At 32.3% G+C, this 24,325-nt stretch carries 21 protein-coding genes; 18 read left to right on the top strand and 3 right to left on the bottom strand.

All coding sequences use genetic code 11. The features are described from left to right. Positions 1 to 492: 492 nt before the first annotated feature. The 4 genes from spxA (at position 493) to pepF (ending at position 4,915) form a co-directional block, all read left to right on the top strand. Positions 493 to 891, top strand: a complete 399-nt coding sequence (gene spxA / locus ABS911_RS08840; protein WP_013710387.1) for a transcriptional regulator SpxA — start codon at positions 493 to 495, stop codon at positions 889 to 891. 152 nt (positions 892 to 1,043) lie between these two features. Then, positions 1,044 to 1,715 carry an adaptor protein MecA gene (locus tag ABS911_RS08835; RefSeq protein ID WP_350467252.1) on the top strand — a complete coding sequence of 224 codons (672 nt, stop codon included), beginning with the start codon at positions 1,044 to 1,046 and terminating at the stop codon, positions 1,713 to 1,715. Positions 1,716 to 1,842: 127 nt separating this feature from the next. Further along, positions 1,843 to 3,018: a competence protein CoiA gene (locus ABS911_RS08830; RefSeq protein WP_350467251.1), complete on the top strand. Its 1,176-nt coding sequence runs from the start codon at positions 1,843 to 1,845 to the stop codon at positions 3,016 to 3,018. A gap of 82 nt (positions 3,019 to 3,100) precedes the next feature. After that, a complete protein-coding gene (gene pepF, locus ABS911_RS08825; RefSeq protein ID WP_350467250.1) occupies positions 3,101 to 4,915 on the top strand; it encodes an oligoendopeptidase F in 1,815 nt (604 codons plus the stop codon). Positions 4,916 to 4,985: 70 nt separating this feature from the next. Here the strand turns inward: pepF and ABS911_RS08820 are convergent, their stop codons facing one another. Then, entirely contained in the window at positions 4,986 to 5,672 is a 687-nt protein-coding gene (locus ABS911_RS08820) for a DsbA family protein (RefSeq protein WP_350467249.1), read from the bottom strand. 189 nt (positions 5,673 to 5,861) lie between these two features. Then, positions 5,862 to 6,434, bottom strand: coding sequence for a CYTH domain-containing protein (locus ABS911_RS08815; RefSeq protein WP_350467248.1), 573 nt, complete (start codon positions 6,432 to 6,434; stop codon positions 5,862 to 5,864). A gap of 160 nt (positions 6,435 to 6,594) precedes the next feature. Between ABS911_RS08815 and yjbM the strand changes: the two genes are divergently transcribed. From yjbM to ABS911_RS08785, 6 genes are all read left to right on the top strand, one after another. After that, complete coding sequence (gene yjbM / locus ABS911_RS08810) at positions 6,595 to 7,254, top strand: GTP diphosphokinase (protein ID WP_350467253.1); 660 nt, start codon at positions 6,595 to 6,597, stop codon at positions 7,252 to 7,254. A 58-nt stretch (positions 7,255 to 7,312) separates the two neighbouring features. Continuing rightward, a complete protein-coding gene (locus tag ABS911_RS08805; RefSeq protein ID WP_041556152.1) occupies positions 7,313 to 8,125 on the top strand; it encodes an NAD kinase in 813 nt (270 codons plus the stop codon). After that, positions 8,115 to 9,026: an RluA family pseudouridine synthase gene (locus ABS911_RS08800; RefSeq protein ID WP_350467247.1), complete on the top strand. Its 912-nt coding sequence runs from the start codon at positions 8,115 to 8,117 to the stop codon at positions 9,024 to 9,026. Before ABS911_RS08805 ends, ABS911_RS08800 begins: the two co-directional genes overlap by 11 nt. A 29-nt stretch (positions 9,027 to 9,055) precedes the next feature. After that, a complete protein-coding gene (gene mgtE / locus ABS911_RS08795; protein ID WP_350467246.1) occupies positions 9,056 to 10,420 on the top strand; it encodes a magnesium transporter in 1,365 nt (454 codons plus the stop codon). Positions 10,421 to 10,492: 72 nt separating this feature from the next. Continuing rightward, on the top strand, positions 10,493 to 11,518 hold the full coding sequence (locus ABS911_RS08790) for a ComEC/Rec2 family competence protein (RefSeq protein ID WP_350467245.1): 1,026 nt from the start codon (positions 10,493 to 10,495) through the stop codon (positions 11,516 to 11,518). Then, positions 11,502 to 11,738: a DUF3006 family protein gene (locus ABS911_RS08785; protein WP_350467244.1), complete on the top strand. Its 237-nt coding sequence runs from the start codon at positions 11,502 to 11,504 to the stop codon at positions 11,736 to 11,738. Before ABS911_RS08790 ends, ABS911_RS08785 begins: the two co-directional genes overlap by 17 nt. A gap of 394 nt (positions 11,739 to 12,132) precedes the next feature. On the opposite strand, the gene ABS911_RS08780 is transcribed toward ABS911_RS08785, so the two are convergent. Then, positions 12,133 to 12,567 (bottom strand): GNAT family N-acetyltransferase, encoded by a 435-nt coding sequence (locus ABS911_RS08780; protein WP_350467243.1) that lies wholly within the window; start codon positions 12,565 to 12,567, stop codon positions 12,133 to 12,135. A 154-nt stretch (positions 12,568 to 12,721) separates the two neighbouring features. Between ABS911_RS08780 and ABS911_RS08775 the strand changes: the two genes are divergently transcribed. From ABS911_RS08775 to ABS911_RS08740, 8 genes are all read left to right on the top strand, one after another. Then, on the top strand, positions 12,722 to 13,756 hold the full coding sequence (locus ABS911_RS08775) for a M42 family metallopeptidase (protein ID WP_350467242.1): 1,035 nt from the start codon (positions 12,722 to 12,724) through the stop codon (positions 13,754 to 13,756). A 22-nt stretch (positions 13,757 to 13,778) separates the two neighbouring features. Next, positions 13,779 to 14,873 (top strand): AI-2E family transporter, encoded by a 1,095-nt coding sequence (locus ABS911_RS08770; protein ID WP_350467241.1) that lies wholly within the window; start codon positions 13,779 to 13,781, stop codon positions 14,871 to 14,873. 143 nt (positions 14,874 to 15,016) lie between these two features. Continuing rightward, complete coding sequence (locus tag ABS911_RS08765) at positions 15,017 to 16,372, top strand: FAD-dependent oxidoreductase (protein WP_350467240.1); 1,356 nt, start codon at positions 15,017 to 15,019, stop codon at positions 16,370 to 16,372. 145 nt (positions 16,373 to 16,517) lie between these two features. After that, the gene (locus tag ABS911_RS08760) at positions 16,518 to 17,072 is read left to right on the top strand and encodes a thermonuclease family protein (RefSeq protein ID WP_350467239.1); all 555 of its coding nucleotides are present in this window, start codon (positions 16,518 to 16,520) and stop codon (positions 17,070 to 17,072) included. Positions 17,073 to 17,475: 403 nt separating this feature from the next. Then, positions 17,476 to 19,059: a peptide chain release factor 3 gene (locus ABS911_RS08755; RefSeq protein ID WP_350467238.1), complete on the top strand. Its 1,584-nt coding sequence runs from the start codon at positions 17,476 to 17,478 to the stop codon at positions 19,057 to 19,059. A gap of 370 nt (positions 19,060 to 19,429) precedes the next feature. Beyond that, complete coding sequence (locus ABS911_RS08750) at positions 19,430 to 19,720, top strand: site-specific integrase (protein WP_350467237.1); 291 nt, start codon at positions 19,430 to 19,432, stop codon at positions 19,718 to 19,720. Positions 19,721 to 20,829: 1,109 nt separating this feature from the next. Then, a complete protein-coding gene (locus ABS911_RS08745; RefSeq protein ID WP_350467236.1) occupies positions 20,830 to 21,759 on the top strand; it encodes a hypothetical protein in 930 nt (309 codons plus the stop codon). Between the two features lie 130 nt (positions 21,760 to 21,889). After that, a complete protein-coding gene (locus ABS911_RS08740) occupies positions 21,890 to 23,359 on the top strand; it encodes a P-loop ATPase, Sll1717 family (RefSeq protein WP_350467235.1) in 1,470 nt (489 codons plus the stop codon). Positions 23,360 to 24,325 lie beyond the last annotated feature (966 nt).

Below are 24,325 nucleotides of genomic sequence, written 5' to 3'. Positions count from 1 at the left end.
TACGCAAAAAAATACCCCCAGTATAGTAAAGTAGAATTTTTATTATTTCTACTGTCTACTATATTGGGAGCATATCAAGACTGATAAAGTCTAATTTATAGTTTTTTTTGTTGTTTTAAATTAGTATGAATACTTCATAAAATTGCTTTAGGAACATAGAGTGCTTGTAGACATATAAAAATTTAATAAAATAATGTTTGTTTTAAAACATTGTATTATTTAGAATGAATTCTTATTTGTATTGATTATCATTATTCTTATTTAGAAAAAAACGTTATTAAATAAGGGTTTTTTATACCCGAATGTGAACTAAAAAAATTTACTCTGTAAATTTAATGTTAAAATTAAGGATAAGTGACAAGAAAATGGCAAAAAGGGTAGTAATTTTAAAATGGATGTTTTATAATAATCTTGTAAGGCATTTCATAGTTTCATTAACAGTCCTCAATTTTTTTGAACGATCTATCTGATTAAAAAAGGAGAGAATAACATATGGTAACTTTATATACATCGCCTAGTTGCACATCATGTCGTAAAGCAAGAGCTTGGTTAGAGGAAAATAATATTACTTATAAAGAAAGAAATATTTTTTCTGAACCACTGACGATTGGTGAAATTAAATCAATCTTAAGAATGACAGAAGATGGTACAGAAGAAATCATTTCGACTCGTTCTAAAGTATTTCAAGAACTAAATGTCGATCTTGATGACTTACCTTTAAATGAATTGTTTGATTTGATTCAAGATAATCCAGGACTTTTACGTCGACCAATCATGGTAGATGAAAAGAGATTACAGGTTGGATACAACGAAGATGAAATCCGTCGCTTCTTGCCTCGTGAAGTAAGAGCACTTGAATTAAAACAGGCACAACTAATAGTTGGATATTAGTTGTGAGGTAAAACTACACATCTCAAGGGTGTTGTAGTTTTTTTTTGGCACTTTTAACTTTACATTTTATTTATTTCCTTTAGAATGGTTATATAGATTATTCATTAGTTGGAATGTTTTAACGATGAAGAAGAGAAATGAGGTGTAGGACTATGGAAATGGAACACATTAACGAAAACACCATCCGTGTATTAATTGAAAACGCTGATTTGGAAGAAAGAGGCGTAACATTTTTAGATCTTTTAGGAAACCACAAACAAATTGAAAATTTCTTTTATAGTATCTTAGAAGAAGTGGATGTAGACGAACAATTCCATGAATCTGATGCCATAACATTTCAAGTATTGCCAAATGGAAATGGTCTAGAATTGTTTATCAGTAAAGGTGGTCCATTAAACGACCAATTAGACTTTTCTTCAGCATCTGAGAATCTTAACTCAGATGAATTCTCTCAATATATAAAAAAACAAATGGTACAAAATTTAGAAAAATCCGAAGCTGAGATTGATGAAACTGCAAATCACATTGAAGATGAAACAAAAGAAGTTGTTTTGAGATTTAATCAGTTTGAAGATATGATTGAATTATCAAAAATGATGCATGTAGATAAAGCACGCTCTAATCTCTTTCTCTACAAAGAAGGCTATTATTTGAATCTAGTCTTTTTCGTTAGTGAAATGACTGAAAGAAGTGCGGAAGAAGAAATTGCTCTTGCACTAGAGTTTGCTGAAAAAACACCTGTTACCCAAGGGATTTTAGAAGAACATGGAAAAATGCTTATGGAAAAAAATGCCTTAGAATTAACGCGTCATTACTTTAAATAAACTAAATAGTATTAAATTGGGAATCAAAGAAAGTTCATCTTTCTTTGATTTTTTTTGTTTGTTATTAGCGATCTCCCTTTCTTTGCGGATAGTTTAAATAGAATGCAAAGAGAGGAGATTAATTAAAATGCTAATTGCGGTAAATAAGGGAAATCAGTATGTTAATGCATTGGATGAGCAGAAAAATAAAAATCGAAAAAAAGATTATTACTGTCCGAGTTGTAAAGAACCGGTTTTTCTTAAAAAAGGATTAATCAAACAAGATCATTTTACCCACTTTCAAAAAAGTGATTGTACTGTTTTTTCAGAAGGAGAAACCCAAGAGCATATTTTAGGAAAAAATATACTTTATCGTTGGTTCACACAACAAGAAATACCTTGTCAACTTGAAGCTTATCTACCAAATTTAAAACAACGTCCGGATTTATTAAACTGGTTAGATGAACAGACGCCAGTAGCTTTAGAGTTTCAATGCAGTGCTCTTTCTGCTGAAAGAATGATTGAACGAACATCAGGCTATACTAAAAATGGCTATAGAGTTTATTGGATATTAGGACAAAATTTCCACTTAAAAGATAAATTAACGAATTTTCAGCGATTATTTATACAGGAACATAACAAAATAGGATGCTACCTTTTAGAACTGCATGTAGAAACAAACGATATTGTCATCCGTTATGGCATCATTCAAGAAGGAAATTCAGCATGTATAATTTCTCAATGTCGTCATTTAAAGATAGATGAAAGCACTAGTTTAAATACCGTAATGCAGCAGATCATTCTTTACTCAACAAATACCCAAATAGAATCTAAAAAAAAGTTGATTCAAAGTCATTATTATTTAAATAGGGGAAGGAACTATCAAGTACCGATAATAGTGGACTTTCAAAAATACATTTATAAAAAAGGTGATTCGTTGGTTTCTTTGCCTCTAGAAGTGTATCTGCCCGTGAAAAATCAATTATTTATCAAAACACTTTCTTATTTTTGGAAATACCAGTTTCTAGAATGGATAATGGAAAGAAACAGTGGGGATATTATATCTAAAAAAGAAATTGCTCGAAAAGCTACAATAATGATAATAAATAATGAGCTCAATTTTTATGTTATGCCTCTCATCTCTGATGAAAGTAAAAGAAAGTGCATCACTCATTTTGTAACGTTATTGAATGAAAGAGGCTTATTAATAGCTATTTCTCAGTCAGAGTGGATGGTACAAAAGGAGCCACAGAGGTATAAAAACGAAAAAGAAAAGATAACTGAATTTTTAAAATTAGATAGTTCTCTTATCATGGATTCATAAGAAGGCGAATTAAAGGAATTTCTTTATTTTAAGGCAGTTTATGGTAAGATTGATGATAAGATAATTCCTAGGAGGTCTTTTAATGAGTGAATCAAAAAAACTGCCAATAAGAAATAAATTACCTAATGAATTGACATGGGATCTAGAAGTGATTTTTCAATCCGATGATGATTTTAAACAATCTTATAAAGAACTTGAAAAAAAAATAGAGTCTGTGAAATCTTATAAAGGAACACTTAGTAACGGATCAGAAAGTTTTTTAAAAGCTATTCAATCTATTTTAGATTTATCAAATCAGTTGGAAACATTGTATGTCTACGCCCAATTAAAAAATGATCAAGATACCACAAATTCAACCTATCAAGGAATGTATGAACAAGCCAGTAAATTAGCTACACAGGCTAATGAAGCTATTTCATGGTTTGAACCTGAAGTTTTAGAATTATCAGAAGAAAAGATATCCCATTTTTTTAGTGAGAATGAAAATTTAGCAATCTACAAACATTTTATCGAGCAATTAACAGCTGCTAGAAAGCATGTCTTGAGTGCTAATGAAGAAGCTTTGTTAGCAGGGGCAGGAGAAATTTTCAATGCTTCAAGCCGCACATTTAACATTCTAAATAATGCAGATATAACTTTCCCAACCATTAAGGACGAAGAAGGAAATGATATTCAGTTATCGCATGGTGTATATGGCCAATTAATGGAAAGTACAAATCGCTCTGTTCGTGAATCAGCTTTCAAACATCTGTATAAAGTGTATGAAGGGTTACAAAATACATTTTCAAGTACTCTTTCCTCACATGTTAAATACCATAATTACAATGCTAAAGTCCATCACTATCAATCCGCACGTGAGAAAGCATTAAGCAACAATCATATACCAGAAGCTGTATATGATACTTTATTAGATGTTGTTCATGAGCATTTACCTTTACTCCATCGCTATGTTGCTTTGAGAAAAGAGCTACTAGAGGTAGAAGAACTTCATATGTACGATATGTATACTCCGATAAGTGGTGAAGCAGGAATTAAGTATACGTATAAAGATGCTGAAGTAGAAACATTAAAAGCATTAGAACCTCTAGGTGAAGATTACTTATCTGTACTGAAAAAAGCATTTAGCAACCGTTGGATCGACAGTATTGAAAATGAAGGGAAAAGAAGTGGAGCCTATTCTTCTGGATCGTACGATACAAATCCTTACATCTTATTAAACTGGCATGACTCTTTAAATCATTTGTATACGCTGGTCCATGAACTAGGACATAGTGTTCACAGCTACTATACAAGAACAAATCAACCATATGTCTATGGTGATTATTCTATTTTCTTAGCAGAAATAGCCTCCACTACAAATGAAAATATTTTAACGGATTATTTATTAGAAACACAAAAAGATCCAAAAGTTAGAGCTTATGTGCTGAATCACTATTTAGATGGATTTAAGGGAACTATATTTAGACAAACTCAGTTCGCGGAGTTCGAACATTTTATTCATGAAGAAGATGCAAAAGGAACACCTTTAACAAGTGAGTTTTTATCAAATTATTACGGTGATCTAAATGCTCGTTATTACGGACCAGATGTTGTAAAAGATCCTGAAATTGCTTTCGAATGGACTAGAATACCTCATTTTTATTACAATTACTATGTTTATCAATATTCAACAGGATTTTCAGCTGCTACAGCTTTAGCTGCTAAGATCGTCAAAGGTGAAGAGGGTGCTTTAGACAACTATTTAAATTATTTGAAATCTGGAAGCAGTGATTACCCTATTGAAGTAATGAAAAAAGCAGGCGTAGACATGACTAAGAAAACCTATCTAGAAGATGCTATGAAAGTTTTTGAAGCTAGATTAAATGAATTAGAAGAGCTTATTGAAACCTTAAAGTAAAAAACATCAAAAAAAAAGCTGAGCCTATTGGCTCAGTTTTTTTTTGATGTTTGGACTAAAAAATAAATGATTACAATACTTGTAATGAAGTTTTATTAATTGAACGAATACCATGTTTAGAAATCATTTGATTTCTTGCTTCGATGATTAATGGGTTAGGGTTATGCAATGCTTGAAGCAATTCAACTGTGATGCCTTCTTCAATTAATAAACCATGATCTTTATGTTGATCACTAAATAACACACAAGAAGGAGCGTTAAAAGCATTCATTTCACGAGCTACTTTTTGATCAGCTTCAAAAGAAGTTTTTGTGAATTCTAATTCTTTATCTTCAAGAAACATTGAAATGTCTAATTTAGCTTTTTTAGCTACTTCTAAAACAAGAGCTTCTGAAAAAGGTTTCTTTTGTTCAATTAGTGCATCTTGCAGTTCTAGTAAAAAATTACGTCCTTTTTTCTTCCCTTGCATAGTAGCAGCAGAATAATAAAGACAAATATCGTAAGTCACAGAACATATAGCATTACGTAACGTTAAATCACTTTTTGATAAATTATTTGTAGCAAGGTACTGAGTAACGGTACTTAAATTATGAATTGGAATAAAGTGAACGCGTATTTTACCAGTAGATTTTTCAACAAACTTCAAAACTTCTTTTTCAGCTTGTAAGCAACGGGAGTCAATTGGATTAATAAATAAATAAATTTCAATCATTTCATTATGAGTGGATTCATTTTTTGTATGTGTAGTTGAGAACATTTATTTTCACCTTAGCCTTAGTATTTTGATTTTATATTTATATACGTGGTCTTTTTGTTAACAAATATACTTTATCAAAAATAGCTAAAAAAATATAATAAAGGGTCTTGTTTTCGGACTAAAATTCATATGAATTGTAACAAAGTCGCCACATTTTAGGTAAAATCCTTTAACAGCAATGATAAACTGCTATATTGATTCCATCATTCGAACAATTTTATTCTTGGTGGGTCTTTTTTCTATTGAATGTTTCTTTAGAAATTGTTCAAAATACACTTTCCCAATTGCACGAGAGGCTGTTTCAAATTCCAATTCATAATCCTTATTTGTGCCATACGAACTTTCATCTAATACAATAAGCCCTTGAGGAATTTTTTTCTCACATCGCTTAGTTGTTAAGGATCCGAATAAACGTAGATTTTTTGGATCGATTTGTAGTTCAGCAAGTTTATTTGCTACATAGCCATCCGTTTTAATAGTCTTTGAATTTAAAAATTGTTGTGCTTCTTTTAATGATAAAGAGTCAGTTGTTTCTAATAAATCTTCCCCATAAGGTGTTTTTAAGGTTAATTCAGCAGAAGCTGCAAATAATCGAATACGTAAAGCCGAGTGTTTATTTTTTAATTTCCAATCTTTAGTATCATAATAATGATTTTCTTGAGTATAACAATCACTTTCAGACAGGTTTAAGTCCTTTAATAAATTGGTGTATTCTGTTTTTGTTAAACTATTTTTAAATTCAATCTCTACTTGCTGTGTCATTCAGTTATTCTCCTTTTAAATTAATTTAATGAGTTTATTTATTTTATCATTTAATTTCTATTTTAGTATATTTCTTCTTTTAGGGGAAATATGGTAAAATGAAGCCGTATCACACTTTAAATAGTGTAAATCATAAGTTCCTAAAAGAGGGTATAAAATGATGGATCAAAATTGGGAAAATTTTTTAACACCTTATAATCAAGCTGTTGAAGAGTTGAAAATTAAATTAAAAGGTATTCGCAAAGAGTACAGTAGAAGTAATATGCATGTACCAATTGAATTTGTTACTGGAAGAGTAAAGCCAGTGAATAGTATTATTGGAAAAGCTGCATTAAGGAATATTTCTTTTGAAGATTTAGAGACTGAAATGCAAGATATAGCAGGACTAAGAATTATGTGTCAATTTGTAGAGGATATTCATGAAGTAGTAAAGCTATTAAGAAATCGGAATGATATGAAAATCATTGAAGAACGAGATTATATCTCAAACAAGAAAGAAAGTGGTTACCGTTCCTATCATGTTGTATTTGAATATCCAGTGCAATTAATTCATGGTGAAAAAAGAATTCTTGTTGAGATACAAGTGCGGACGTTAGCTATGAATTTTTGGGCAACGATTGAACATTCGTTAAATTACAAATATCAAGGGGAGTTTCCGGATGCCATCAATGTTCGGTTAAAGAGAGCAGCAGAAGCCGCTTTTCAGCTAGATGAAGAAATGTCTCAAATTAGAGAAGAAATCCAAGAAGCACAGCACTTATTTTCTCATAATAAAAGAACAGCGATCAATAAAGCGCCTGAAAACAATGATTTCTTTTAATGCATATTGATTGAAGCTGCTACAGCAACATGTTTAAATGAAAAAAGGGGGGACAACTTTGAAAATAGCAGTAGTTAATAATAATGTTGAGCAATCTTTAAAGCTAGCCGAACAATTTCGTATACTCTGTTTGAAGAACCGTCTTCAGTTAGATGATAAAAATCCAGATGTCGTTGTAACGATTGGTGGAGATGGAACGTTGTTGTCCGCCTTTCATAGGTATGCCCACATGCTTGATCAAGTCCGCTTTGTGGGCGTACATACAGGGCATTTAGGCTTTTATACCGATTGGCGAGATTATGAACTAGAAGATCTCGTTGCAAGTCTGCTTAAGGATAAAGGTGAAAGTGTTAGTTACCCGTTGCTTGATGTAAAAGTGACGTATCAAGGACAAAAGGAACCTTCTCACTTTTTATCCTTAAATGAATCAACAATGAAACGTATAGACGGCACTATGGTGTGTGATGTCTTTATAAAGGACGAGTTGTTTGAGCGGTTTAGGGGAGATGGGATGTGTATCTCAACGCCTACTGGTTCAACAGGTTACAATAAGTCTGTTGGAGGAGCTGTTATCCATCCACGACTTGAAGCATTGCAGTTGACTGAAATTGCACCAATCAATAACCGCGTTTTTCGCATCTTAGGGTCTCCTTTAATTGTGGCACGAGATGAATGGATCAGAATAAAACCACTTACTACAGAAGGATTTGTTTTAACGATTGACCAATTAACTTCTTCTGAGAAGAATATCACTGAATTAACTTATAGCATTGCGAAAGAACGCATTCACTTTGCTCGATACAGACACACTCATTTCTGGAGTCGAGTTGAAGATGCTTTTATTGGAGCGAAAAAAAAATATGAAATTTAGTTGGAGTTATGATTTGCCAACTAGTTTACAAGTGAAGTCATTTCTGAAAACAAAAGGAATTTCACGTAGTTTACTAGCAAAAATAAAGTTTCATGGAGGAAAAATCGAAGTCAATGAAACGGAAGTAACGGTACGCTATCTTTTAAAAGACAAAGATATTGTGCAAGTTACCATCCCTGATGAAGCGCCTCATGAAACAACAGTCCCTATAAATATTCCGATTGATATCGTATATGAAGATGATCACTATTTGGTTGTAAATAAGCCTTATGGGGTAGCTTCAGTCCCTTCTCAAGTACATCCTGAAGGAACGATGGCTAATCGCGTCAAAGGCTATTATGTGCGTCGAAAATACGCTGATCAAGTTATTCATATTGTGACTAGACTTGACCGTGACACCACTGGGCTTATGTTATTTGCTAAACATGGATATGCACATGCGCTAATGGATGCTAAATTAAGAGCCAAAGAAATCACAAAAAAATATACTGCATTGATCAGTGGGCAGTTGGACAAAGCTGAACACGGATTTATTGACGCGCCAATCGCACGAACAACGGATTCAATTATTACTAGAAGAGCTCATGAATCTGGAAAAGAAGCGTTAACTGAATATTGGATCAAAGGATCTTTTCCACAAGCTACTTTAGTTGATATTCAATTGCACACCGGTAGGACTCATCAAATTAGGGTGCATTTTGCCTACATCGGTCATCCATTAATGGGTGATGATTTATATGGTGGTGAAAAAAATATTTGGATAGCCAGGCAGGCGCTGCATTGTAGAGAACTGAACTTTAGTCATCCTTTTACAAATGAACAAATAAATCTTGAACTTGATTACCCAAAAGATATTACCCAATGGCTACATCAACATGAACAGCAAAAGGTTAATAGTTAATGGAATGAACTTAGAAAGGGGTGTAGCCCTTGAAAGAAGTACAAATAGAATTTGAAGAACAAATAGAACAATTAAAGGGTTATTTGGCAGCCCAAGATATTACCTTATTTAGAGAAAAATTTTTAGAATTGCACGTTTACGAACAAAGCCAAGTGTATCTTTCTTTATCCGATAATGAACGATTAAACTTATACAATTTTTTATCTCCTAAAGAAATGGCAGATATGTTTGAAGTTCTTGAGGAAGAGGAAGAGTCCGTTGAAAAATATTTAGAAGAAATGAATCCTCAGTATGCTGCAGATATGTTAAGCGAAATGTATAGAGATAATGCGGTAGATATGTTGAATCAATTAGAACCAGCGACGATCAAAAAATATTTAAATTTAATGCCTTCAGAGGATTCGGAAGGTATTAAAAAGTTATTGAATTATGAGGACGATACTGCAGGTTCAATAATGACAACTGAATACATTTCGATTTTTGCGAATCAAACAATAAAATCAGCAATGGCCATTTTAAAAAAGAAAGCGCCAGAAGCTGAGACAATCTATTATGTGTACGTGGTAGAACTAAATAGAAAATTAGTGGGCGTAATCTCATTAAGAGATTTAATCGTACATGAAGATGATGAAATGATCTCCGACATTATGGGAGACCGCCTAGTATACGTCAATGTGAATGATGACCAAAGAGATGTAGCACGTACAATGCAAGACTATGACTTTTTAGCTATTCCAGTAGTAGACAATGAAGAACGATTAATTGGAATCATCACGATCGATGATATTATTGATGTAATTAATGATGAGGCCGCTAGCGATTACTCTGGGTTGGCTGGGGTCGATGTCGATGAAAAATCTGAAAATCCATTTGTTGTCGCTTCAAAAAGACTTCCATGGTTAATCATATTATTATTCCTTGGCATTGGTACATCTACTTTAATTAGCAATTATGAGGAAATGATCAGTGAGGCAAGTATTTTAGCTGTTTTTATCTCGTTAATTACAGGAACTGCGGGTAATGCAGGAACCCAATCATTAGCTGTGGCTGTCCGTAAATTAGCAGACAGCGACGATAACAAAAGAAGTTTTAGAAAATTGATTTTGAGTGAAATAGCATCCGGGTTAATTACCGGCGTGGTGACGGGAGTTACGATTTTTTTAGCAGTAGGACTATGGCAACAAAATTATATTTTAGGATTAGTAATTGGTATTGCAATGCTGGCAGCTATCACAATTGCCAACCTTGCGGGTAGTTTTATACCTATCTTAATGGAAAGAATAGGATTTGATCCGGCAGTGGCTAGTGGCCCATTTATCACGACACTCACAGATTTAACCAGTGTGCTGATATACTTTAATATTGCTGCATTATTTATGAATTATTTAGTCTAAAAATGCATTATTGAATTAGTAAATACAACTAAACAAGATAGAAGTATTTGCGCTAGAAGAGGATGAACATCTGTGGCAAATAGAAAGAAGAAAAAAAAGATCACAAAAAAACAAAAAGAACAAAGAACAAAATTAATTTCCACCGGTGTCGTACTCTTGTTGGTTTTCTTCATGGGATTATTTTTAGGAGAAAATAAGCAGTCTGATCTTTCTTTAAGTGAAAAAATAGAGCAGTTTAAAGAAGAATTGATCACAATTTTTCAGCCAGAAGAAAAAAAAGAAGTGGATAAGACAAAAAATCAAGAAACAACGATTCGTTTTTTAGATGCAAATCAAGGATCTGCAACTCTTATTCAAGCAAAAGACGGCACAACTATTTTAATAGATAGCGGACGTTATGAAGACAAAGATAAGAAAATTATTCAACAATTAGATGAATATGTCGGAACAGGTGGAACGATAGATCTTCTTATTTTCACCCACAATGATTCAGATCATATTGGGTATGGAGATCTTATCATCAATTATTATGATGTGAAAGAAGTCTGGATGAATGGAAATGATGCCACCAGTAAAATTTACGAGCGGGTATTAGATGCTGTAGATGCAAGTAATGCAGTCTATACTGAACCTAAAACTGGAGAAAAGCATCAAGTAGGGCCTTTTCAAATCGATGTACTAAGTCCTAATGAGCAGTCAGATAATGATCAAAATGATGATTCGATTGTGACAAAAATTACTGTTAATCAAGTAAGTGGATTATTCAGTGGGGATGCCTCTCAGAGTATTGAAAAAGAAATTGTTGAATCTGGAGCAGATGTAACAGCTGATTTCATTTTAATGGGGCATCATGGATCAGACACCAGCACTGGTGAAGAATGGGTTCAGGCAAGTCAACCCGAGTTTGCGGTTTTTTCAGCAGGAGAAAATAATAGCTATGGACATCCTGGTGAAGAAGCGATTGGACGGTTAAAAAAACTGGCTATTCCGATTTATGGAACAATCGAAAATGGTACGATTACTTTAACGGTTCATGAAGATGGAACCTATAGTATTCAAACTGAAAAGGGAGAGAATCCTGATGAAGATGATGCTTGAAGAAATAGAAGGTGAACTGGCTCGTTTCATACCTGATGAAGGGCCAGTAATTCATGTGAAAAAAGATATTTTACCAGAAAATTACCACATTGGTGAGTTGTATGAAGTGACTATCGAAGATGAACGAGTTATTGCTATTAAACCTTTAAAAAAAGAAACAGAGGAAAGACTTGCTAAAATGAAGCAAAAGAGAGCAAACCTTTTAAATAAAAAACGATAAAAAAGAGAGTGGGACAAAAAGCGTTTAGACCCGAATCACTGGAACGAATAAGCGCAGTATGGTCATCGACCATCGAGCATTGTTCGCGAAGTGGACGTCGGGTCTGCTTTTTGGAGCACGTTTTAGAATAAACATTCATATATAAAGAAGAGGCTGGGATTTTGTCCCAGCCTCTGTTTGGGTTGTACAATAAATGGCGTGTACGCTTCAAAGTAAAATTTCTTCTGGAATGGCGGTGTTGCTTGTGGAGCCTTGAAAGCCTGAAGTCTTACAGGCTTTCAAGGCTTCAAACAAACCGTAATCGCTGAAGCGTTAACGGTTTATAATTCTCATTGAATCCTATACAAGGCTACAAGTAACCCTAATCCTCCAGAAATTTTGGTGAGTGTGCTGATTAATCCAGGTTTTTGATCATCAAATGATGGGGGATGCCCGCATCCATAAAACCTTCACCTTCAACTTGATAACCTAATTTTTCATAAAAAGTTAGGGCATGGTCTTGTGCATCAAGCATGAGTGTTTTAAATTCTTTTGTTTTAGCATACCGTTCTATTTCCATCATTAGTTCATAACCTAAATTCTTTTTACGGAAATCCATTAAAACAGCCACTCGTTGGATTTTGAATGTAGTTGTATTTTTTTTGTAAATCCTTGCTGTGGAAACTGCCTTATTTTCTAAATAGCCGATGACATGTATGGTTTGGTCTTCTAAGTCATCAATTTCTAATTCTGGTGGAACAAGTTGTTCTTCTACAAATACTTTTTTTCTGATTTTTATAGCATCTTTATAATTGTTAGAGTTTAAATCTGTTGTCCAAATAAATTCCATAATATCCCTTCTTTCTATGTAGTTAAAAGCGTACCATAACTAATAAAAGGAATCTATAAGAAAACAGCTACAGCTTTTATTCAGAGCTTCTTTATTTATTTCGATGGATGAACTATACTAAAGAGTATAATTTATAGGAATGGTGGTTAATGTAATGAATGAAAAAACGATTCAGCTGGTTGAAAAATTAACAACGATCCCTTCTCCAACAGGGAATACGTATGAAATTATTGCTTTTATCGAAAACTATTTAAACCAAATAGGGTATGAAGCAACCAAAACAAATAAAGGCAGTTTAATGGTTACCGTAAAAGGAGCAAACCATCAAAAACAACGGTTTGTAACAGCACATGTGGATACATTAGGAGCAATGGTAAGAGCAATCAAACCCAATGGACGTCTTAAATTAGATTTAATTGGTGGGTTTCGTTACAACGCTATTGAAGGTGAGTATTGTACGATACATACAGCTAAAGGGAATATATCTGGTACGATCCTGATGCACCAAACTAGTGTACACGTTTATAAAGATGCAGGAACTGCTGAGAGAAATCAAGATAATATGGAAGTTCGGATCGATGAAAAAGTACACACTAAAGAGGAAACAAAAGCACTTGGCATTTCTATAGGGGATTTTATCAGTTTTGATCCTAGAACTGAGATTACAGCTAATGGCTATATTAAATCACGTCATTTAGATGACAAAGTAAGCGTAGCTATATTATTGCAATTTTTAAAAAAAATAAGCACTGAAAAAATAAATCTGCCTTATACAACTCATTTTTATATTTCAACAAATGAAGAAATTGGGTATGGTGGAAATTCGAATATTTCTGATAAAGTGGTCGAATATTTAGCGGTTGATATGGGTGCAATGGGAGACGATCAACAAACCGATGAATATTCTGTGTCCATTTGTGTTAAAGATGGAAGTGGCCCTTATCATTATGAATTGAGAAAAAAATTAACTCAAATATGTGAAGATAAAGGAATTCCTTACCAACTCGATATTTATCCTTTTTACGGAAGTGATGCATCTGCAGCAATGAAAGCTGGGGCTGATGTTCGTCATGCGCTAGTAGGTGCAGGAATCGAAGCTAGCCATGCTTATGAAAGAACCCATGAGGAATCGATCGTAGCAACAGAACAATTGATTGAGCAGTATTTAATGAGCAGTATGCAAGATTAACCGGAGAGGACTAACTTTTTTTATGGATTATTTTAAAAAATCAAAATTAATGTTTTGGACAGTTTGGCTATTAGTTAGTGCAACATTAATATTTATGAGCACTAAAATTGAATTCATTTTTCAACCATTGACAACATTTGTTTCGACATTATTTACACCACTTATTGTAGCAGGATTTTTATATTACTTATTAAATCCAGTAATTGGTCAATTAGAAAAAATCAAAATCAAACGAAAATATGGAATCATCATTGTTTTTCTATTATTTCTTGGTTTTGTAGCATTTTTAGCTGTTTCAGTTATTCCTAATCTACTAGAACAAGTTGGGCAATTAATTACGAGTATACCGTCATTTTTAAAAACACTAGAAGATTTTTCTAATGAACTTTTACAAGGACCGATGCTTGAAAACTTTGATTTAGAAAAAAGTTTAGGTACTATGGATCTTTCCATTGAAAATATTGCAAATACAATTTTTACAACATTGACTGCAAGTGTTGGAACTTTAGTAGGCGCGTTGGCGAATACTACAATCGTCATTTTTACTGTTCCAATCATTTTATTTTATATGTTTAAGGATGGAAAACACTTTCGACCAGCTGTGGCTAAATTTTTTCCAAAAGAATACAGAGGTCAAATGATTGAATTATTAGGCCAAATGAATGAAACAATTGCTTCTTATATTAGTGGGCAAGCCTTAGTCTGCTTATTTGTAGCAATATTTACGTATTTAGGTTATTTGATCACAGGAATGCCTTACGGATTACTGTTAGGGATTATTGCAGGAGTTACAAATATTATTCCTTATATCGGTCCTTATATTGGGGCAGCCCCTGCAGTCTTTATCGCTTTAACGATTTCTCCAACACAAGCTTTACTAGTAGCGCTCGTAGTATTAGTGGTGCAACAAATTGACAGTGCATTTATTTCACCAAATGTGATTGGGAAAACATTATCAATTCATCCATTAACGATTATTGTATTGTTATTAGTTGCGGGAAACATTGCAGGCATCCTTGGAATGATCTTGGGAGTTCCAACGTATGCTGTAGTTAAGACAGTTGTGGTCTATTTAAGGGATATGTTTATGATCAGAAAAAAACATGCTTCAACTTAAAAAAGTTCCTATAAAATGTTGTTTTCTTTATAGAGTTTGTGATATAGTGTTCAGAGTGAGAGTATGAACATTGTGTCACAAATTCTTTTTGTGGTACAAATGCCGACACATAATTTAAATGGCCTTATAGGAGGATACAAAAAATGAAAGTAGTCGTTATCGGATGTACACATGCTGGTACATCAGCTGTTAAAACAATTTTAAAAGAAAATCCCTCTGTGGAAGTTTCTGTTTTTGAAAGAAATGACAATGTTTCGTTCTTATCTTGTGGAATTGCAATGTATGTTGGTGGAGTTGTAAAAGATCCTGCTGGTTTATTTTATTCAAATCCAGAAGAACTAACTCAAATGGGTGCAAATATCAAAATGGAACACAATGTTAAAAGTATTGATACAGTAGCTAAAAAAGTAACAGTAGAAAATATGAATACTGGTGAAGTATTTGAAGAAACTTATGATAAATTAGTTAACACTACAGGTTCTTGGCCTATTACGCCGCCAATTCCTGGTATTGAAACAAAAAATGTTTTATTATGTAAAAACTATAATCAAGCCGAAGAAGTTATCAAACAAAACCAAACAGCTAAAAAAGTTGTTATCGTTGGTGGAGGATACATCGGGATTGAATTAGTAGAAGCTTTTGAACAATCAGGCAAAGAAGTTACATTAATTGATGGATTAGATCGTATTCTTAACAAATACCTAGATCCAGAATTTACTGATGTATTAGAAAGTACTTTAGAAGAACGTGGAATCAAATTAGCATTAAACCAAGCCGTAACTTCTTTCAACGCTGATGAAAATGGTTCAGTTAAATCTGTAACTACTCCAAAAGGCGAATACGAAGCAGACTTAGTTATTTTATGTGTTGGATTCCGTCCAAACAATGAATTATTAAAAGATAAAGTTGACATGATGCCGAATGGCGCAATCCTTGTTGATGATTACATGAGAACAAGTGATAAAGATATTTATGCAGCTGGAGACAGTTGTGCAGTTCATTACAATCCAAATGGCGGAGCAGCTTACATTCCTTTAGCAACTAACGCTGTTCGTATGGGTACTTTAGTAGGTAAAAACATTATCGAACCTAAAGTGAAATACAGAGGAACACAATCAACTTCTGGTTTGTACTTGTTTGGCTACAACATTGGGTCAACTGGTGTAAACGTTAATAGTGCTTCACACTTTGGTTTAGATGTTCGTGCAGTTTTCGTTAAAGACAACTACCGTCCAGAATTTATGCCGACTACTGAAGAAGTTTTCATGAAATTAGTTTATGAAGTAGGAACAAACCGCATCGTTGGAGGACAAATCATGTCTAAATATGATGTAACAGCTTCTGCTAATACACTATCATTAGCTATTCAAAATAAAATGACGATTGAAGATCTTGCTTATGTTGATTTCTTCTTCCAACCATATTTTGATCGTCCTTGGAACTACTTGAACATTTTAGCTCAAGCAGCTTGTGATCAAGAAGACCAATTAGCTAAATAATTAAACGGATAAATTACCGTTTAAAATGCAACATGTTAAAATCTTTGAGGCTTGATAGTTGAAAAGGTTCATAATAAAATAGGTAAGGGTCTGAGATAGATAATCTCAGACCCTTTTTATAAGCATTTAAACTGGAGGTTCAACTATGAAAATAAATAAAAAAATCGTATCTGGTATTATTGCACTCATCCTCTTGTTCACTGGATCATTTGTTATCGAAAAAAAGCAAGAAACGCCCGGTACATTAACACAGGATCAAACAGCTATTGAGTTGGTCAGAACGATTGACGGAGATACGATTGTCTTTACTGAAGATGGTGAAGAAAAGAAGTTGAGGTTGTTGCTGATTGACACTCCAGAAAGTAGCACGACAAAAACCGGTTCTGCACAGTTATACGGTACAGAAGCGAAAGCTTTTTTAACGAATTACTTAGAAGGAAAGGAATTGTCGATAGAATATGATCCTGCTCATGAAAAAATAGATGACTATGATCGAGTGTTGGCTTATCTTTACGCAGACGGAGAACTGATACAAGAAGTGATGGTTGAAAAAGGACTAGCGCGTGTAGGGTATGAAAACGGAGATGAGCTTTACTTGAATAAGCTTGAAGAAGCAGAGCAAGAAGCAGAAGCAGCAAATGTAAATATCTGGTCTATTGACGGGTATGTTGGAGAATATGGTTTTAATAAAATGGAATGATTTTTGATATCCATAAATTTTAGTTTAGTTATCTATATGGTTTACTGTGTGCTTGAGTGCCATAAGAGCTGTATTTGATTGAACTCATATGGTAGGCAAAGTGTGTTTGAGTACCGTAAGCTGCATTTGATTGTACCCATATGGTACATAAAGTATCCTTATGCACATCATAAGATTCATTTGATTTACGCAGTTTATAGAATAATATCTCATTGGAACAAACAACAATACACAAGGACTAAAATTAATTTAAAAAGTGAATAGGGTATAAAATACAATACTAAATATGCTATAATAACTGAGTTAATGAGATAGGCTGCCAGATTAAGGTATTCGCATTACTTACGAGCGTAATTAAAGATTGAATTAGAATAAATAAAAAGACTTAAATGAGGGATAATGAATGGAAAGCTATTTAAAAGATGAAGTAGAATCACGAAAAACATTTGCAATTATTTCCCATCCGGATGCAGGTAAAACGACCATCACCGAACAATTATTGTTATTTGGTGGAGCAATTCGTCAAGCTGGTACGGTCAAAGGGAAAAAATCCGGAAAATTTGCTAAATCAGATTGGATGGAAATTGAGAAACAACGTGGGATTTCTGTAACCAGTTCTGTGATGCAATTTGATTATAAGGACAAACGAATCAATATTTTAGATACACCAGGACATGAGGATTTCTCTGAAGACACATATCGTACATTGATGGCCGTTGATAGCGCAGTGATGGTTATTGACAGTGCAAAAGGGATTGAGCCTCAAACAAAGAAACTATTTAAAGTTTGTCGTATGCGTGGCATTCCAATTTTCACGTTTATTAATAAATTGGACCGTGATGGAAGAGAACCACTTGATCTATTAGAAGAATTGGAAGAAGTACTAGAGATTGATTCTTATCCAATGAATTGGCCTATCGGTATGGGAAAAGGCCTTTTAGGTCTTTATGATAATTATAACAAAACGATTGAAGTGCATCGTCCTGAAATTAATGGTTTAAATGGGCAAAAAGTTATCAAGTTGAATAAAGATGGAGAAATCGAAGGCGATCATCCTCTTAAAGCTTCTAGTTTATATACTCAAGCATTAGAAGATATTGAATTGTTGAATGAAGCAGGTAATGAGTTTTCAGAAGAAAAAATCGCTGCTGGAAAATTAACACCGGTATTCTTTGGATCAGCGTTAACTAATTTTGGAGTAGAAACATTCTTAAATACGTTTATCAATTTTGCACCAAGTCCAACAGCTCATACTGCAACGGATGGTGAAAAAATTGAACCGACAACAAATGAATTTTCTGGTTTTATATTTAAAATCCAAGCTAATATGAATCCTGCCCATCGAGATCGGATTGCTTTTGTGCGTATCTGTTCAGGAATCTTTGATCGTGGAATTGATGTTACTTTAGCGAGAACAAATAAAAAAATGAAATTATCAAATTCAACCCAGTTTATGGCTGAAACACGTGAAGTTGTGCAGCATGCTGTAGCAGGAGATATTATTGGACTTTATGATACTGGAAATTTCCAAATAGGGGATACGATTTTTGAAGATAAATTAAATGTGGAATATGAAAAACTTCCTCAATTTACTCCAGAAATGTTCATGAAAGTTCAAGCTAAAAATGTTATGAAACAAAAATCATTCCATAAAGGTGTACAACAACTGGTTCAAGAAGGAGCTATTCAATTGTACAAAACATTCCATACGGAAGATTATATTGTTGGAGCAGTTGGACAATTGCAATTTGAAGTTTTTCAATACCGAATGTTAAATGAATACAATTCAGAAATCATTATGACACCAATGGGGAATAAAATTGCACGTTGGATCAAACCAGAGGATTTGGATGAGAACATGTCTTCCAGCCGTAATTTATTGGTGCGTGACCGTTTTGACAATCCCTTGTTCTTGTTTGAAAATCAATTTGCGCTTCGTTGGTTTGCAGATAAATATCCAGATGTTGAATTAAAATCTTTATTGTAAGATTGTTGGTCTGGCAATGTTTTTTATGGTTTTTGAAGTGTGATTTCAGAAAAAATGGCAATTCGTGATGGTTCTATAAAAGCCCGTTTCTATCATTTTTCTTGATAGAAACGGGTTTTTATTATGGAATGGAATTATATTGGGATTTTTTCAGATTATAGTAAAAAAATTTCCAAAAATAACTATGAATTACAACTTCAAAATACTCGATCTATTTAATTAATCAAGATATTCAACCATTAAATATTAGAAAACAGCATTTTAAAAGTTAGATACTGTACCCATAACAATTACAATATCAAACATTTAAAATTAATGTTGGAATTAGCAGGATGAAATACTAATTGATTATATTGTAATGGAAGGATAATTGGATTCTAATCCGTTTTCTAAAGTGTCACAATTACTACAACAAATAAAGGAAATTTATCCGCTTAAATATGAGGAAATAAAAAGAATGATTGTAGTAGCAAGACAATGTCCTTACAAGTATATTGGACAAAAAAATATTGTCGTTTTAATGTTTACGCTTGATTGTGAATTACTAATAAGTGAAGTTACTGGGTTAGAAGAACGAAATGTTTTGACTAATCAAATAGCTATTAGAAATTCCAAGAACAATAAAGATAGGTCAGTTGTTTTTAAGACTAATGTTAAATGAATAATTAAATAAGTATGAGAGAATATAGAAATAGAAATATGGTAAGATTTATGATAGAAATCCTACTTCTCAATTGTTATTAAGTACATAAGGTATAGGCTTACAAAGTAAATCAATTTGGTAAATTATGAATAAGATAAAAGATAAATTTACATTAGAGATGTGGTCAGATTTTCTGGACATATATTAAGACGTACTTGTACAAGTATGAAACTCAGAAATATACTTGATATTGATACTCTTAACCGACTAGTAGTTTAGCCTTCACAATACCTTCAGCGAGTTACAGAGATGGAAGCAGAACTCATTTTAAAACGTACAAAACAAGTACCAGCAATATCTTAGAAAAAGGTTGGGAGACCAAAACTTAATATCTAAATTTATTGAAATGCATCAATAACTAGATAGTATAGTAAAATAAATAACAACATTTTTAGAATAAGTGACAGTAGTGTGTACATAATAATAATAACTAAGTAAAAAAAATAAGAATTATTGATAAACTAATAAAATAGAGTAAAATAGAGTCAAGAAACAGTTGTTATTGATTAGGTTATTCCTCCAATATTTTGTGATATTAATTTTAGATGTAGAGTTAACAAAAGTATAGGGATACTTGTTACAAAAATGAAAAGGTTGATATGTAAATACTGTAATACTACATACACCGTTCATATCTAGAAAAAACAATATACAAGCTCTTTTAGGCTAAGTTAACAGCCTTTTGGATTGCGAAAATAGAATCTGATTGGATTCAATTCTTTTAATTCAAGAAGCGGTATGTGTCAATGTATAATAAAACTGAGTATGGGGATAGTAAAGAGAACTAAGCAAGAGTCTAATGGAACATGGAATTGATATTAAAATTGGTCATTTCACATGGACTTGATAATAGATACATGAGAGGCAGCTATAAGATAAATAATTGAAAAAACAAGCTGAATAAAAGGCGACCTTTGGATTTATGGTGCTGATTCAGTAGATAAATAGAAGAGTGTTAAGATATTGGATAGAGATATAACTATAAACTTAGATTCCTAAGGAATTGTATGTAGCGAGGAAATAAGGTTTATAGGATGAAAAATTAATAGAAAAGGAGCTTTTATACAATGGTAGGATTTAAAAATCAAGACTTTGAACCACTATTAAAAGATGTTATAAATGATATATTTTATGTTGAAAATACATCAAATAGAGGTAAAATTGCAAGGATAAGACAATTATCAGAAATCGTTGTAAGAAAAATATTAAATTTTTCAGAAGAAGAATTTGTAACTCTAGGTAATAAAAATATAAAAGATGAACTAAATAACTTAAGTAATTCTGATATCTTTTTAAAAAATGCATTGCAGAAAATTAATATCAATGGTAATGATGGAACGCATACGCAAAGGTTGGGATCGTTCTCAGAGGAAGATTTTGAAGATGTTTTGAGTGCTTATTTTAAGTTACTATCTTATCATTTTATTATGTATTTCAAAAAATATAGATTTGGTTCAAATGCCAAAGTTATGTCTTCTTTTTCTATTTTGCCACCACAACTCAGATTTATTGTACTAAATTATTTATATACAGAGTCATCAGAAGAAGTATATATTATAGATAAATTATCTTTAGCAATTTTAAAAACATATGGAGAAAAAGACGCAGTGAAATGGGTCGAAGAACATAAAAATTCTTTAAGTGAAATTTCATATATGTGTGAAGATACAATTAAAAATTATATAATAAACGTTGGTACTGGAGAAACTGAAAAAATGATAGAGTATGATCCTAGTGTCTACGAAATATGTATTCAAAAGATAAAAGAAGTTAATCGTCAAATTAATGAGAACGGTAAACGTTACAATACTTTTGAAGATGCAAAAAGTTTGTATGAAGAGAAAGGTATTTTAAAAGGGGATAGTCTAGAAATTGCAGAATTTAATTCAATAATGGAGTTTCTTTATTTAGGAAGAGTAGCTGAGGAAAATAAAAAAAATAATAATGAGTATAGTTCAAAATATTCAACTATACTTTTTGTTTCTGATTCTGAATAAAATGCTGATTTTATAGAAGATTAGTATGACATGTTAGAATAATGAATTTAGTGAATATTAGATGGTTCATTTAAAATAATGAAATTTTTATTAGAGAAAAAGACCTAAAAAAATAAAAGGAGAGAGTTTAGTGGAAAAAGTTAAATTTGGACAATTAAAAAAAGGTTTTATTGATGGAGAATCTGAAAGATTGTATAACAGAGATAATTTTGAAAATGCCTTTTACGATTTAAATGGAGTTCTGGATGAGTTAAAGAATTTGAAATATCCAACGGCAATTTTAATTGGAAGAAAGGGTGTTGGAAAATCAGCGTATGGTGCGAAGCTGAATTTACTTAAAGAATTGGATTCATTCACAATTAATTTAGGAGAGGTATCCTATGGTACCTTCACCAAGATTTCTGACAATAAAGGAAATGTTCTAGGAACTCAAAGGTATCTACATGCGTGGTATTTATTGTTAATTGCATCAGTAGTTAAAAGACTACAAGTATCTGATGTGGGGAAACCTCAAATTCTTAAAGAATTAAAAAGGATTTATAATGGGTTAGGAATGACTGAAAAAAATTCAATTATTACTGATATACTAATCGCTTCAAAAAAAGATTTTAAAGTAAAGTTGTCGGGATTAGAATTTGCTCTGACTTCTGAGGGAAGCGACTCAACATTTAAAGTTTCTAATTTAACAGATTTAACGAACTATATTGTCGAAAAGTTTACAAATATGGACGTTAATAAAACAGTTTTACCAGTTATTGATGGTGTGGATGACATATTACGTACTAAAAAAGGGGTAAGCGAAATAATGTCAGGTTTAGTAAGAGCAGTTCATTCTTTAAACCAAAAAAATGTACGAAACTATAACAATGTAAAGTATATATTAGTAATTAGAGAGGATATAGTTAAAACAATTACGGATCCAGATATGAATAAAATTATTCAAGATAGTGGATATAAATTAGATTGGTACGGAAAGGACTCTAATACTGACTTGCTTGAACTTGCAAATAAAAGGTTTTTGTTAACACCAGAGTTGAATAATTATTTTAGTGGAGAATTATCAATTTGGAATACTTTTTTTCCGGAAATTATTAATAATAGAGAAAGTTCTTGGAATCATTTTTTAGAACATACGATGTACCGGCCTAGAGATATAGTTCAGTTTTTAAATCAATTTATTAAAGCTCATCCACAAAAAACATCTGTTAATATTATTGATTTTAAAAATGAATTACGAAAGTTCTCTCAAGATTATTTTTTTGAGGAAATGAAAAATGAATTGCTAGGTTTCTTAGGAGATGAAGTTATAGAATCTTTATTTCTAGTATTGCAAAAACTTGGTAGTTCTAAATTTAATTTAAAACGAATTTTGGAACTATATCAGACATTATTTCCAGAGTATTCAGTGGAAGAAGTCAAATCGATTGTCGCCACGTTATTTAATTCTGGGTATATTGGTATGGTGCGAAGTGTATATGATAGAAGAACACGCAAAAATCAGAATTATGTAAATTTCAAACATAAAGACCCAAGGTTAGTAATTGACTATAGTAATGAATTTATTATACACAAAGGATTGTATTCGGCGTTAAATATCTAAGTTTTTCATTTAAAATATAAATACAACAATCTCTCTTAGTATTCCACTGATAAGAATTTTGTTGTTTTGGATATAATAGATTAGGAGAAACTGATAGTAAATTTTTATAAATTATAGAGAAGAAAAATTAATACAACTTCAGGTTGTTTCTTTGAATATTCAACCTTGTAATTCAGTTTATTATAAAGTACAATACACATTGATAAATGATGAATTTCCAATCATTATTAATTGTAATATTAAGTGCAACAATTCAGAGTAAAATAAAAGTAACTCATGAAGTCTTCGTGTAGAATGAAGTTACCACACTACCATTCTATAGGAGGAGTCGTCATGAGCTACACTCATTTTACCATTACTGAACGGTCTAGAATAGAAGTCTAGATTAAACTTGGATATTCAATCTGCAAAATTTGAAGGATACTAGGTTCATGCATCTTCAGTTTATCGTAAATTCAAGCGTGTAATCCAGTCTATCAAGCAAAACGAGCATAGGAAAATTACGTGCAAAGGAAAGCTGATTGTAGAGCTTATATCAAGATTTCATCTGCTACGCTTTTGTTGAATCAAAATTTAGACCCCAGTTTACTTCGCAGTTCCTTATGCGAATAGGTCAAGAGGCAGTAATAAGAATAGGAATGGATTATTACGCGAATTTTCCCTAAGGGAATCAATTTTGATTATGTTCTTCCAGCGGAAGTTTCTATGGCATTAATCTTGATTACTCATCGATTTAGAAAATGTTTGAGATGGAAAATACCCAATGAGACGTTTATGGAATAGTGGTGCAATTAATTTTTCAAACTATTGTTTGCAGATAAATATCCAGATGTTGAATTAACGTCGTTACTATAAAATACAAAAAAACAAGCCATTCTGTATTAACTTAGAATGATATGCTCCCAATATAGTAGACAGTAGAAATAATAAAAATTCTACTTTACTATACTGGGGGTATTTTTTTGC

The sequence above is a fragment of the Carnobacterium sp. genome, from assembly GCF_040274425.1.
Note: the sequence above shows the minus strand (reverse complement) of the source record. Positions and strands in the feature narration are given on the sequence as shown.